The organism is Gordonia sp. NPDC058843 (genome assembly GCF_042743165.1).
Lineage (GTDB): Bacteria > Actinomycetota > Actinomycetes > Mycobacteriales > Mycobacteriaceae > Gordonia.
On sequence record NZ_JBHYNC010000020.1, the window covers coordinates 15,581 to 28,697 of the forward strand.

At 70.2% G+C, this 13,117-nt stretch carries 8 protein-coding genes; 2 read left to right on the plus strand and 6 right to left on the minus strand.

Going from position 1 to position 13,117, the window contains the following annotated elements; all coding sequences use genetic code 11:
- Nucleotides 1–49 precede the first annotated feature (49 nt).
- Both ACFW3F_RS14650 and ACFW3F_RS14655 read right to left on the minus strand, forming a co-directional pair.
- Complete coding sequence (locus ACFW3F_RS14650) at nucleotides 50–3,436, minus strand: ATP-dependent helicase (protein WP_388058506.1); 3,387 nt, start codon at nucleotides 3,434–3,436, stop codon at nucleotides 50–52.
- Nucleotides 3,429–6,926: an ATP-dependent helicase gene (locus ACFW3F_RS14655; RefSeq protein ID WP_388058508.1), complete on the minus strand. Its 3,498-nt coding sequence runs from the start codon at nucleotides 6,924–6,926 to the stop codon at nucleotides 3,429–3,431. Before ACFW3F_RS14655 ends, ACFW3F_RS14650 begins: the two co-directional genes overlap by 8 nt.
- 93 nt (nucleotides 6,927–7,019) lie before the next feature.
- Between ACFW3F_RS14655 and ACFW3F_RS14660 the strand changes: the two genes are divergently transcribed.
- Together ACFW3F_RS14660 and ACFW3F_RS14665 are read left to right on the plus strand one after the other, a co-directional pair.
- Nucleotides 7,020–7,796 (plus strand): alpha/beta fold hydrolase, encoded by a 777-nt coding sequence (locus ACFW3F_RS14660; RefSeq protein WP_388058510.1) that lies wholly within the window; start codon nucleotides 7,020–7,022, stop codon nucleotides 7,794–7,796.
- A 47-nt stretch (nucleotides 7,797–7,843) separates the two neighbouring features.
- Nucleotides 7,844–8,146: an MGMT family protein gene (locus tag ACFW3F_RS14665; RefSeq protein ID WP_388058512.1), complete on the plus strand. Its 303-nt coding sequence runs from the start codon at nucleotides 7,844–7,846 to the stop codon at nucleotides 8,144–8,146.
- Between the two features lie 5 nt (nucleotides 8,147–8,151).
- On the opposite strand, the gene ACFW3F_RS14670 is transcribed toward ACFW3F_RS14665, so the two are convergent.
- From ACFW3F_RS14670 to nirB, 4 genes are read right to left on the minus strand one after another with little or no spacing between them, the layout of a single operon-like run.
- Entirely contained in the window at nucleotides 8,152–8,895 is a 744-nt protein-coding gene (locus ACFW3F_RS14670; RefSeq protein WP_388058514.1) for a sirohydrochlorin chelatase, read from the minus strand.
- Between the two features lie 17 nt (nucleotides 8,896–8,912).
- On the minus strand, nucleotides 8,913–10,106 hold the full coding sequence (locus ACFW3F_RS14675) for a uroporphyrinogen-III synthase (RefSeq protein WP_388058516.1): 1,194 nt from the start codon (nucleotides 10,104–10,106) through the stop codon (nucleotides 8,913–8,915).
- The gene (locus ACFW3F_RS14680) at nucleotides 10,103–10,513 is read right to left on the minus strand and encodes a nitrite reductase (NAD(P)H) small subunit family protein (RefSeq protein WP_388058518.1); all 411 of its coding nucleotides are present in this window, start codon (nucleotides 10,511–10,513) and stop codon (nucleotides 10,103–10,105) included. Before ACFW3F_RS14680 ends, ACFW3F_RS14675 begins: the two co-directional genes overlap by 4 nt.
- A complete protein-coding gene (nirB, locus tag ACFW3F_RS14685; RefSeq protein ID WP_388058520.1) occupies nucleotides 10,510–13,080 on the minus strand; it encodes a nitrite reductase large subunit NirB in 2,571 nt (856 codons plus the stop codon). The genes ACFW3F_RS14680 and nirB overlap by 4 nt, the downstream gene beginning before the upstream one ends.
- Between the last annotated feature and the right edge of the window lie 37 nt (nucleotides 13,081–13,117).

The following is a 13,117-nucleotide window of genomic DNA, read 5'->3' on the forward strand; positions in this document are numbered from 1 at the left end:
GGGGCATCGCAACGCATCTGGCGGGACTCCGCCCCCGTCGCGGGACTGCTCATCTGGCGAGCTTGGCGGCGAGGGTCGCCTCGTCGGGCAGGTCGTCGGCCTCCAGGGTGTGCCCGTCGCGCACGTAGTGGAACGCGGCTCGCACCTCGGTCGGCTCCACCCCGGCCAGTTGCGCCCACGCCAAGCGGTAGGCGGCCAGCTGGATGAACAGCGATTCCCGGCGGGCGGGTTCGGGCACGACACCGGTCTTCCAGTCCACGACCGTCCACGAACCGTCTTTCTCGGCGAAGACCGCGTCGATCCGTCCCCGCACCACGATCCCGCCGATGACGGTCTCGAAGGGCACCTCCACCTCGGTGGGACTGCGATTGGCCCAGGGCGAGGCGAGGAACGCCGCGCGCAGGGCCTCGAGATCGGCGTCCGGACTCGCGGTCGCGTCGGCGGCACCGGGCAACTCGTCGATGTCGAGCAGACGTGTCGCCCCGAACCAGCGTTCCACCCAGGCGTGAAAGGCGGTGCCGCGCCGGGCCATCGGGTTCGGACGAAACGGTGTCGGACGACGGAGCCTGCGGGCGAACTCGGCCTCGTCGGCGTCGAGTTCGACCAGTTGGCTGACAGACAGGTGCGTCGGCAGGGACACCTCGACGAGCGCCTGATTGGCCTGGTGATGTTCGGCGAGCAGGGCCGACACCTCTGCCTCCCACGCGCCGATCTCGTCCGCCGGATCAGCCGGCGGCGCTGTGGCGGAACCGGACGGGTCGGCCGGGGCATCGAACAGCGCGGGCGCCGCGCGGGCGGTGATCGCGCCGGTGACCAGGTCGGCCGCCCGCTGCACCGGGTCGCGGCGTCCGGCGAGCGGATCGCGCGGCCAGGGCGCCGCGATCGCACGCTCGGCCAACGGGTTCGGGCTGTCCGGCTCGGGCGGCGGGGTACGCACCGCGATCGACAGACCGGTCGAGTCGACGCTCGGATCGGTGATCGCCTCGTCGATTCCGACCATCAGCTCGTCGAAGAAATCCGAACCGCCGCGCGGCTTGTCACCGGTCTCCGACCAGTGGTGCGCCGAGATCAGCAGATCGTGCCGAGCGCGGGTGAGGGCCACGTACAGCAGCCGTCGGTCCTCTTCGAGGCGACGCTCGCCGATCGCGGCCTTGTGATCGGTCAACGCGTCCTCGAGTTGTTTCCGGTCGGCGACCGTGTCGATCTTCAGCAGCGGAAAACCCTCGGGCGCAGCGTCGGCCGCCTCGGCCGGGATGGCCAGATCGCCGCGCAGGTCGGCCGGGAGCTCGCGCGCGCTGCCCAGCCACGTGGTGTCGGCCTTCGCGCTGGGGAAGATCCCCCTCGCCAGGTGTGGGATCGCCACGACATCCCATTCGAGTCCCTTGGCCGCGTGCACGGTGAGGATCTGCACGCGCTGTTCGGCCACCTCGATGCGTCCCGGTTCGAGACCTTTCTCGATGGTCTCGGCGGCGTCCAGAAAGGCCAGCAGGCCCGGCAGATTCGCACCCTGGCGATCGGCATAGTGACTGACGTAGTCGGCGAAGGCGTCGAGGTGCTCGCGGCCGGTGATCGCGCCACGCATCCGGCGCGCCCGGATCTGTGCCTCGACGCCGACGCCGATCGTGTTCTCCACGTCGGCGACGAGTTCGGGCAGCGGCTGCCCGATGCGGCGACGTAGTGACTCCAGCTGCGCACCGAACGCCCGGATGCGGGCGTAACCCTCCGGGCTGTAGTCCGTCGGGTCGCCGGGGTCGACGACGGCGTCGGCGATACCCGCCCGGTCGACGATCTCGGTGGGCAGCACCGCGTCGAGTGCTGCGTCGAGCGCTTCTCTGCTGGTGACCACACCGCCCGCCTCGGCGAAACTCTCCGCGGCCAGGTTGGTGGCCCGGCGCCACAGCGCGGCGAGATCCTTGGCACCCAGACGCCAGCGGGCCCCGGTGAGAAGGCGCATGACCGCGGTCCCGGCCATCGGGTCGGCCATCACACGCAGGGTCGCGACGATGTCCTCGATCTCGGGGACGTGCAGGAGCCCGCCGATGCCGACCACCTCGGTGGGGATGCCCCGACTCTCCAGTTCGGCGGCCAGCGGCGCCGAATCCTCGTTGCGCCGCACGAGGATCGCGGTCGTCGGCGGCGCCTCGTCCGCGGTCTCGGCCGCCCGGTACCGTTCCTCGATCGCGTCGGCGATGAAGTTCCGTTCGTCGACGACCGTCTCGGTCAGGGCGATCGTCGCCGTTCCGTGCGGGGCGTCGGGACGGGGTCGGAGCACGCTGACCGGGATACCGCGGCGGCGGAGCTCTTCGGACATCTGGTTGGCCAACCGAAGGCCCTGCGCCGCATTACGCCAGCTGGTCAGGAGTTCCAGGCGCTGGGCCGGCGTCCCATCGGGTCGTGGGAAGTCGCGTGCGAACCGCGGCAGGTTGGCCGCCGAGGCGCCGCGCCACCCGTAGATGGACTGGATGGGATCGCCGACGGAGGTGACCGCGACCGGCACGCGCCCGTGTCCGCCGAACAGCGTCGACAGCAACACCCGCTGCGAGTGACCGGTGTCCTGGTACTCGTCCAGCAGAACCGCCCGGAAGGCGGTGCGTTCGGCCGCCACGACTTCGGGATTGGACGCCACCAACCGGGCCGCGAGCGACATCTGGCTGCCGAAGTCGAGCGCGGACTGCGAGCGCATCGTCTCCCCCAGCGCGATCACCATCGGGATCAGCTCCCGGCGTTCGTCGATGACCTCTTGGACCTTCAGCAGCGCCTGAGTCGGTTTGTCGCGCTGCTTGGGACCTTTCGGAAGTGTGTCGACGAGGTCGTACAGCGTCGATCCCGCCCGCGCGAGGTCGGCGATGTCGACGAGGTGCTCCGACATCTCGCCGTACAGCTTGAGCACCGCCTCGGTGACACTGGCCGGGACCTTCTTGGTGTTCAGTTCGCCCGGCCATGCGGAGACCAGCGAGAAGGCGAGCTGCCAGAGCTCGGTCTCGGTGAGCAGTGTCGACGACGGTTCCACCGGGAGGAGCAGCCCGTAGTCCGCGATCAACCGGCCGGCGTAGGCGTGGTAGGTGCTCACCTCCGGGTCGGCGCCGCGCAGCCGGGCGGCCAACGCGCCGTCGGGATCCCAGTTCCGCAGCGCCGGGGACCCGGCGAGCATCGAGAGCCGACGACGGATTCGGGCGCCGAGTTCGCTCGCGGCCTTGCGCGTGAACGTCAGTCCGAGGATCTCGTCGGGGCCCACGAGCTGGTTGGCCACCAGCCACACCACACGCGAGGCCATCGTCTCGGTCTTGCCGGCACCGGCACCGGCAACGACGAGCATCGGTTCCATCGGCGCCTCGATCACCGCGACCTGTTCGGGCGTGGGATCAGGCAGTCCCAACGCGGCCGACAGCGACTTCGCCCCGACGATCGGCCGTCCGGCCGGGTTCGGGTCAGTCATCGGTCACCGCCTTCCCCGGGATCTGGGCGGGGCAACTCGTGGTGAGGTTGCAGTGCACACAGCCGGGGTTGGGTGTCGCGTGGTACGTCGGACCGATACTCGCCCGTGCCGCACGACGCACCACACCGATCCATTCGTCGAGCAACTCCGGTGTGAGCGGCGACTGAACCCGTTCGGCGGCACCGGAATTCCGGTTCGCAGCCGACACGTACACCAGTCGGGCACCACCGGGCGCGGCGTCGCCGAACTGCGGCACCCCACCGTGCGCCAGCGCCACCTGATACGCCGCCATCTGGGCGTGCTCGTCGGCGTCGGCCTTGGTGATGGGGTTCTTGGACGTCTTCACGTCGACGACGACGGGTCGGCCATCGGCATCGGTCTCGAGGCGGTCGACGCGCCCCCGTAGCCGGACCGCGGGCTCGTCGGACTCAGACCCGGACTCGGCCGGAATGGTCGCGTCGATCGGCAATTCGACCCCGACCTCCTCGAGTTCGGCGCGCGAGATGCGCAGCCACTCCCGGAAGTGCCCGAGCATGCCCTCGGCCCGTTCGAGCTCGCGGGCCGAGTACCAGCCCGCCCCGGTGTCGACACGCTCCCAGATGCCGCGCAGTGCCGCCGTCACCTCGGCCGGGTCGAGTTGCCCGGCGACCGCCTGGACCAGGGTGTGCACGAGGCTGCCGGTCAGTGCCGGCGTGCCGTCGCCATCGCGTCCACCGTTGCGTTCGAGCACCCATCGCAGCGAACAGCGGGTCAGCGCATCGACATTGGATGGCGAGAGCGTCAACGCGCCCGAGTCCGGCGTCCACAGCGGAGCGTCGGTGCTGGGTGCGGCGAGCCCGAACCAGTCGCGCGGATGCGCGCCCGGGATGTCGGAGTCGGCGAGCTCGGCCAGCAGGCGCGCCGCGGCTCTCGCGCGGGGGGCCTCGGGTTCGTCGGCACCGGCGATGACCGCCGATCGCAGGGTCGCGACCAGAGAGGGCAGGGACAGCACCCGGTCGACGCCGGGATCGAGCCGGACCTCGGCGCGGGCCGATTCGGCCGGATCATCGGGATCCTCCACCAGATCCGCGAGTTCGGTGATGAAGCGCGACGGCGAGGAGTCCCCGCTGCCGTCCTCGACGGCGGTCACGAGAAGCCGGCTGCGGGCCCGGGTGCAGGCGACGAGGAACAGCCGGCGCTCGTCGGCGAGGGCGGTCGCCCCGCGGGCGACGGTGTCCACGGCATCGGCGTCCATGCCGTCGAGGATGTCGACGAGTTGCCCGGTGGCGAGAACACCGCCGCGGCTGCGCAACGACGGCCACAACCCGTCCTGGACGCCGGCGACGGCCACGACGTCCCATTCTCGCCCCACCGCGGCGTGCGCAGAGAGTATCGACACCGATTCGGTTGCCGCGGCGGCTGTTCGGGTGTCACGCGGAATCTGCAACTGGGACAGGTAGTGCACGAACCCGGCGGGTCCGGCCGCGGGCAAGGTGTCGGCGAAGTCAGCGGCGGACTCGAACATCGCCATGACCGCGTCGAGGTCGCGGTCGGCCTGCTCGCCGGCCGGGCCTCCGCGAACCGCCGATGCCGCCCAGCGCCGTTCGAGCCCGGTGGCCTGCCACGCCGCCCACAAGGTCTCCTCGATCCCACGGCGCGCGTCGTGTACTCGCTGGGCTGCGGCGACGACGTCGAGCACGCGGGCCAGTGGCGTCGCCTCGGTCTCGGTGAGTCTGCGACGATATCGCGCGCCGACCTCCGGATCGAGAATGGCGCGGGTCAGCGACGTGAGTGAATCCGGTTGTCCCGCCGGATCATCGGCGTCGTCGAGGCGCCGTACACCACGCCGGAGTCGACGCATCGAACCCGGATCGGCGGCTCCGATCGGACCGGACAGCAATGTGAGCGTGTCCTCGGTCGTGAACAGGTCGGTCGTGAACAGGTCGGTGGTGAACAGGTCGGTGGCGAACCGCGCGGGGTCCGATGGTGCATCGGGGAGCGGGTCGGGGGTGGTCCCATCAGGGGTGGACGTGTCCGTGGGGCCCGCAGGAGCCGACGCGCGCGCAGCGACCGCGCGGAGCACCAGCATCAACCCGATGACCGCGCGTTGCCGATGCAGGGGCAGGTCGCTTGCCGGTGTCGTCAGGGGTACCCCCGCGGAACGGAAGGCTCGGCGCAACGGCGGCAACGCCAGGGACACCGACCGTACGACGACCGACATCTGCGACCACGGGACACCGTCGAAGAGATGAGCACGACGCAGGAGGTCGGCGATGGCGGTGGCCTCCTTGGCCGCCGACCCGTACACCCGCACCGCGGCCGCACCGCCTCCACCGTCCGATGGCCGGTCGGGCGCTCCCGGATCCGAGACGGGCTCGGGATAGGGGTGCGGGCGGGCGCCGGGCAACCGGGCGGCGATCGCACGCCCGAGCCGGGACAGTTCGGGACGGGCGCGGAAATCATGCTCCAAGCGGATGTCGAGCGGGCTGCCCGGTTCGGCCAACCCGTCGGCGAAGCGCGGACTCGCACCCCGGAAGCCGAACACGGACTGATCGGTGTCGGCCGCGACGATCGTGGATAGCGTGCCGGTGCCGACCAGCGTGATGAGTTGCGCAGCTTGGGGATCGAGATGTTGCGCGTCATCGACCAGTAGATGTCGGATGCGGCGGCGCTCCCCGCTCAACAGGTCGGGATCGGTGGCGAACGCCGACAGGGCCGAGCCGATCAGCTCCGCCGCATCGACCGCGGGCGCCGAGGCACCCGGGGTCTCGAGACCGACGGCCCCGCGCAGCAGCATGTTCTGCTCGTACTGCGCGTACGCCCGGGCAGCCGCGGTCCACTCCGGGCGCTTGTGTGTACGCCCCAGCGCAGCAAGCTCTTCGGGACCCACCCCGCGTTCGGCGGCGCGCATCATCAGGTCACGCAACGCCTGGGCGAAACCGTCGGTGCCCAGTGCGGGCCGCAGGTGCTTCGGCCAGTATTCGGCGCCGTCCTCGATGTCGCCGGCGAGGAGTTCGCGCAGGACGACGTCCTGTTCGGATCCGGTGATGAGGCGTGGCGGCGGATTGTTGTGGGCCTGGGCCTGCAGGCGCAGGATCGCGAACGCGTAGGAGTGCACGGTACGCACGAGAGGCTCGCGCAACGCTCCGCCGAGGACCCGGCGACCGCTCGACCCGGCAGACAGGACGCGCCGGGTGATCTCCTCGCGCAGCGCGACGGCTGCGCGTCGGCTCGACGCCAATACGAGGACGGATTCGGGATCGGTGGCCGGGTCGAGCAGGCGGGCGACCGCGGCGTCGACGATCAACGCCGTCTTCCCGCTGCCCGGACCGCCGTGCACCCGCACCGGACGCCACGCCTGCTCCTCGTCTGCCGGCCGGCTCGTCGGCGGGTCGATCACCTGCGCCACCGAGCGCGGCCAGTGCCGGGGCCGGTCGGCCGGGTCGGGGGCCGCGACCAGCCGCGCACGCAGCGCGCTGCGCGGGGTCTGGGCACCCGACTTCCGACTCATGCCCCCATCGAATCATGGTCCACCGACGGTCTTGTCGACCGCGCCCGCCACCTGCGTCGCTTCCCGTCGTCCGCCGTACGGCAGGATGGACGGGTGGCAGCTCTCAACACCCATGTCTTCGGCAGCGGTCCTGCGGTTCTCGCCGTTCACGGACTCACCGGCCACGGCCGTCGCTGGGCGGCACTGACCGATCACCTGCCCGGCGTCCGCCTCGTCGCACCGGATCTGATCGGTCACGGCCGTTCGCCGTGGCGCCCGCCGTGGAGCATCGAACACCAGGTCCGCGCGCTGTCCGCGGTGATCGACGACCACATCCCCGCCGACGAGCAGCCGGTGGTCGTCGTGGGTCACTCGTTCGGCGGCGCGCTGGCGTTGCACCTGGCCAACCGCCGCCCGGACGCGGTCCGGGGCCTGGTTCTGCTCGACCCCGCGCAGGGCCTCGACCCCGACTTCGCACTCCAGGTGGCGACCGACAGTCTCGACAACTGGGATTACGCCGACGCCGACGCCGCCCGCTCGGCGAAACGCGCCGAGGGCTGGGCTGCGGTTCCCGATGCGCTCATGGAGGCCGAACTCGCCGAGCACCTGACCCCCCGGCCTCGCGGCCGGGTCGGCTGGCGGGTCAGTGCCCCCGCCGCAGCGGCGTCGTGGAGCGAGATGGCAAGACCCGCAGTGCTTCCGCCACCCGGGGTGCCGACCCACGTGGTGGTCGCCGGTCAGGTGCAGCCGCCGTTCGTGCGGCCGGCCTTCCTGGATGCGTGCGCGAGCGAACGCGGAGCCGAGGTCAGCGTCCACCATGCCGACTGCGAACACATGGTGCCGTTCCTCGAACCCGAGCTCGCTGCCACGCTCATCCGATCACTGCTCTGACACAGCGCTTCTCGAGACGACCTCGCGAGACGAAGGGGTTTACGCCGATGGCCGCCATCACCGAGGAACAGGTCGAACGGGTCCGCGGACTCGTGGCGGCGATCCCCGCCGGCCAGGTGAGCACTTACGGCGACCTGGCCACGGCGGCCGGATTGTCCAGCCCTCGGATCGTCGGCTGGATCATGCGGACCGACACCGCGGATCTGCCCTGGCACCGGGTGGTGCCCGCCAGTGGCCGGCCGGCACCACATCTCGCCACCCGACAACTGGAACGCCTACGCGCGGAGGGTGTTCCGATCACCGACGGACGGGTTCAGCTGCGTGGATGCCGCTGGGACACTTCCGCCTGACACCACTAAGCCCGTCGGGATGCGGCGGTCCGCCGATACGGACTGATGGCCGCACGCATCCGGGTGACGATCAGGTCGACGATCCGCGGGTCCGGTCCCAGCGGTGCGGCGACCGCGTCCGCGCCGTAGGTGCTCAGACGCTGATGGAACAGCCCCGGGGCGAGAAGGTGGCTGGCGATGACCACGCGCCGACCCGATCGTCGGGCCCGCTCGAGCGCCTCGGGCACCGTGGGCGTCGCGGTGGTGATGAACCCGACCTCGACCCGTCCACCGATGAGCGATTCCAGCTGCCGCGCAGCCAGATGCACTTGGCCACAGGCACTCTCATCCGACGATCCGGCGGCGGCGAGAACCACCGCGTCGCCCGGTTCCCAGCCCGCTTCGGCCAGGCGGAGTCGCGCGACCGAGGCGATGGCCGGATCGGGCCCCAGCGCCCGGGTGACCACGGTGTCCTCTCGGCCGGCGGCCGCGACGTGTTCGGGTAGGTCCTTGCGGACGTGGTATCCCGAAGCGAGGAACGCCGGCACCAGCACGGCCGGACGGTCCAGGTCGGCAATGACCTCGCTCGGCGTCGGCCCGAGAACGTCGACGAATGCGGTGCGGGTGAGCCCGATCCGATCGCTGACCGCCTCCGCGATCTGGGCGATCACGTTGACCCCGTGCGGGTTGCGGGTCCCATGTGCGACCAGGACGGGGCTGTACCCCTGTAACCGGTCACCGTGCGGAAGCCGTACATGGTTGTCGTTCATGTGTTCTCGCTTCCTTCTCACTCGACTTCGGCGTCGTACTCGAGGTCGACGGCCAGCCGGTACCCTCGTTTGACCACCGTCTGCACCATCTTCGAATCCCCCAGTGCGGCACGCAGTCGCGCGACGGCGACCTCGACCGCATGGGTGTCCGAGCTGTCACCGGGCAATCCCGCGAGCAGCTCCTGCCGCGAGACCACCCGCCCGGGATTGCGGGCCAGCAGTTTGAGCAGGAGCAGACTCGTCGCCGACATCTCGCGCAGCTCACCGTCGACCACGACGGCCTGCCCGCGGATCGCGGTGTCGTGACCGGCGACCCGCAGCAGATGGCTGCGCCGCGGCAGTTCGTCGGTGATCAGTCGCGCGAGCGCACCGAGCCGGAACCGGCGCGGGTAGATCGTGGGGATCTGCAACGCCTCCAGCGGACTCGCGGTGACCGAACCCACGCACATGACCGGCACGGCGGTCCGTAACGCGTGGATGAACTGTTGCAGCTTGCCGAGTTCTTTGGCACGCGTGAGGATCGACGCCGCGGCGGGGGCGCTGGTGAAGGTGATCGCGTCCAGGTCCCCGCGGACCACCGCGGCGATCATCTTGTCGATACGCGCCACGTCGGGGTGCATGTTCCAGCGGTACACCGGGATCGGCACCACCTGCGCGCCGGCGGCGCGCAGCACGGTGCAGAAGTCCGGCAGCGGTTCCCATTCGCTCGTTGCACCGTGCAGCTGGACCGCGATCCGCACACCCTCGACACCCTCCTCGAGCAACTTGTCCAGGACCTCCGAGGAGGACTCGCTCTCGGGGGACCACTCCTCACGCAGACCGGCGGCGCGGATGGCACCCTTCGCCTTGGGCCCGCGCGCGATCAGTCGGCTCTTCGACAAAGCCTGGATGACGTCCTCGGCATTACCCCACCCGTCGGCCGCTTCGACCCAGCCGCGGAAGCCGATCCCGGTCGTGGCGACCATGACCTCCGGGGGCGAGGCGATGAGCTCCTCGGTCACCCGCTCGAGTTCGGTGTCGTCGACGAGCGGCAGGATGCGGATCGTCGGCGCCTGCATGACCTGCGCTCCACGCCGTTCCAGGAGCACGGCGAACTCCTCGGCACGACGTGCCGCGGTGATCCCGATGGTGAACCCGGCCAACGGCAGGGCATCGGGCTCTGTGGATGACGCACCGGCTGTTTCTGCACCGGTGGGGTCTGTGGTGTTCACGCGGGAAAGAACACCTCGACCATCCGGTTCACGACGCGCACCCCGAAGCTCGGCACCGACACGGACTCGTCGTCGAGGCACACCCCGGTGCGCAGCGCGAAGACCTGCTTGCCGAGCGGCGACGCCACGGTGGGCTCGCCCCCGCGGTCGCCGGTGAGTCCGCGCGACATCACCGCCGCGCGCCCGAAGGGGTCGATGTTGCCGATGGCGTACAGGCGCGAACGCCCGGGAGCGGCCTCGCGGTCGGTCTCGGCGGCGGGCAGCCGGAACAGCGCCGCCTGGACGCCGACGGGGCCGAGCACGGCCACGCCACGGCCGATGATCAGGTCGTCGAGCGGGCAGGCACGGACCCAGGAACCGTCCCGGGCCTCGGCCACGAGACCGGCCTCTTCTGGTGCGATGGTCATGTCGGCACTCCTTCTTTCACCGGTTCGGAGATCGGATCGTCCTGACCGGACCGCACCGTGGGCAGATCGAGCAGCACCGGCGCCTTCCGTTCGTAGTCGGAGAACCGGATGGTCGGGTCGACGACGTCCGGCGCGTTCACGAACGAGACGAACCGCTTCAGCTTGTCCTCGTCCGCGAGCACCGCCGCCCACTCGTCCTGGTAGCCGCCGACGTGGCGGGCCATCGCGCCCTCGAGTTCGGCGGCGAGTCCCAGACTGTCCTCGCAGACGACGTCCTTCAGATGGTCGAGACCACCTTCGAGCGACTCCAGCCACGGCGCTGTGCGCTGCAGTCGATCGGCGGTTCGGATGTAGAACATGAGGTACCGATCAATGTAGGCGACGAGGGTCTCGTCATCCACTCCGCTGGCGAGCAGCACCGCGTGCTTCGGGCTCTGGCCGCCGTTGCCGCCGACGTAGAGGTTCCAGCCGTGCTCGGTGGCGATCACGCCGACGTCCTTGCCCCTGGCCTCGGCGCACTCGCGGGCACACCCCGACACGCCGAACTTGATCTTGTGGGGTGAGCGCAGCCCGCGGTAGCGCTTCTCCAGCAGGACGGCCATCCCAACCGAGTCCTGCACGCCATAGCGGCACCACGTCGAACCGACGCAACTCTTCACCGTCCGCAGACTCTTGCCGTACGCCTGCCCCGACTCCATGCCCGCGTCGACCAGACGCCGCCAGATCTCGGGCAGCTGGTCGACGCGCGCACCGAACAGATCTATGCGCTGGCCACCGGTGACCTTGGTGTACAGCCCGAAGTCGCGGGCGATCTCACCGATGACGATCAGCTGTTCGGGCGTGACCTCGCCGCCGGGCATCCGCGGTACGACGGAGTACGACCCGTTCTTCTGCATGTTGGCCAGGAAGTGATCGTTGGTGTCCTGCAGCGCGGCCTGCTCACCGTCGAGGATGTGCTCGCTGGAGGTCGAGGCCAGGATCGACGCGACCGTCGGCTTGCAGATCTCACATCCCTGACCGGTGCCATGCCGTTCGATGAGTTCGGAGAACGTCCGGATGCCCGTGACCGCGACGATCTCGAACAGTTCCGCACGGGACTGGGCGAAGTGATCGCAGAGCGACTTGCTCAGCTCCACCCCGGAGGCGGCGAGCAGCTGCTTGATGCTCGGCAGACATCCCCCGCAGGTGGTACCGGCGCAGGTCTCCTTCTTGATGTCGGCGATCTCGCACGCGCCCGCGGCGATCGCCGAACAGATCGTGCCCTTCGAGACTCCGTTGCACGAGCAGATCTCGGCGTCGTCGGGAAGCGCGTCCATACCCACCGCGGCGCCGCCCTCGGGCGCGATCAGCGCTGCCGGGTCACCCGGGATCTCCCGGCCGACCATCGGCTTGAGCATCGCGTAGGCCGACGCGTCGCCGACCAGGATTCCGCCGAGCAGCGTCTTCGCATCGTCGCTGACGACGATCTTGGCGTACCGGCCGGCGACGGCGTCGTGGTAGGTGATCTCTAGCGCGTTCTCGGTGGCGCCGAACGCGTCGCCGAAACTGGCGACGTCGACGCCGAGGAGCTTCAGCTTCGTGGACAGGTCGGCACCGGGGAACTCCGACGCGCCGCCGAGGAGACGATCCGCGACCACCTCGGCAGTCGAATATCCGGGGGCGACGAGCCCGTAGCAGCGGCCCTCGACGGCCGCGACCTCGCCGATGGCGTAGATGTTCTCGTCGTCGGTGACACAACCGGCGTCGACCAGCACGCCACCGCGCTCGCCGACCGCGAGTCCCGACTCCCGCGCCAGCTGATCGCGCGGCCGGACACCCGCGGAGAAGACGACCAGGGATGCCTCGATCGACGACTCGTCGGACAGCGTCACCCGCAGGCCGCCGTCCTCGGCGTCGGCGATCTCCGACGTCCCGACCCCGGTGTGGACCTCGAGTCCGAGATCGGTCACGAGGTTCTTCAGGATCGCGCCGCCGCCCTCGTCGACCTGCATCGGCATCAGGCGCGGTGCGAACTCCACCACGTGCGGGGTCACCCCCATCAGCTTGAGCGCGTTGGCGGCCTCGAGTCCGAGGAGACCGCCGCCGACCACGACGCCCGTCGCACCCGGACCGGCGGCCTGCGCCGCGGCCCGGATGTCGTCGAGGTCGTCGAGGGTGCGGTAGACGAAGCACCGATCGTTGTCATGGCCGGGAACCGGCGGGACGAAGGCATACGAGCCGGTGGCGAGAACCACCGCGTCGTAGTCGATCTCGCGACCACTCGAGGTGACGACGCGGCGGGCGTCGCGATCGATGCCGGTGACGATCTCGCCCAGATGCGTGACGACCCGATCGTCGCCGGCATACGTGTTGCCCTCCAATGCGAGCGAATCACGCTGCCAGGCACCGACATACGAGGACAGTCCGACTCGGTCATAGGCCGGGTCGATCTCCTCGCTGACGATCTCGATCCGCCACCGGTCGGTCACGTCGCGCTCGCGGAGCGCCTGAACGAAGCGATGGCCGACCATACCGTGGCCCACCACCACGACCGTTTTCGTGGTGCGCGTTGCGGTTTCGCTGTTCACTGCTCTTGACTCCCTTGCCTCGCCGGTGTCCTCACGT

Bases quoted from the DNA above. Each gene is read 5' to 3' on its own strand.
- ACFW3F_RS14650 (WP_388058506.1), bottom strand. From the start codon at position 3,436: ATGACTGACCCGAACCCGGCCGGACGGCCGATCGTCGGGGCGAAGTCG.
- ACFW3F_RS14655 (WP_388058508.1), bottom strand. From the start codon at position 6,926: ATGAGTCGGAAGTCGGGTGCCCAGACCCCGCGCAGCGCGCTGCGTGCG.
- ACFW3F_RS14665 (WP_388058512.1), top strand. From the start codon at position 7,844: ATGGCCGCCATCACCGAGGAACAGGTCGAACGGGTCCGCGGACTCGTG.
- ACFW3F_RS14670 (WP_388058514.1), bottom strand. From the start codon at position 8,895: ATGAACGACAACCATGTACGGCTTCCGCACGGTGACCGGTTACAGGGG.
- ACFW3F_RS14680 (WP_388058518.1), bottom strand. From the start codon at position 10,513: ATGACCATCGCACCAGAAGAGGCCGGTCTCGTGGCCGAGGCCCGGGAC.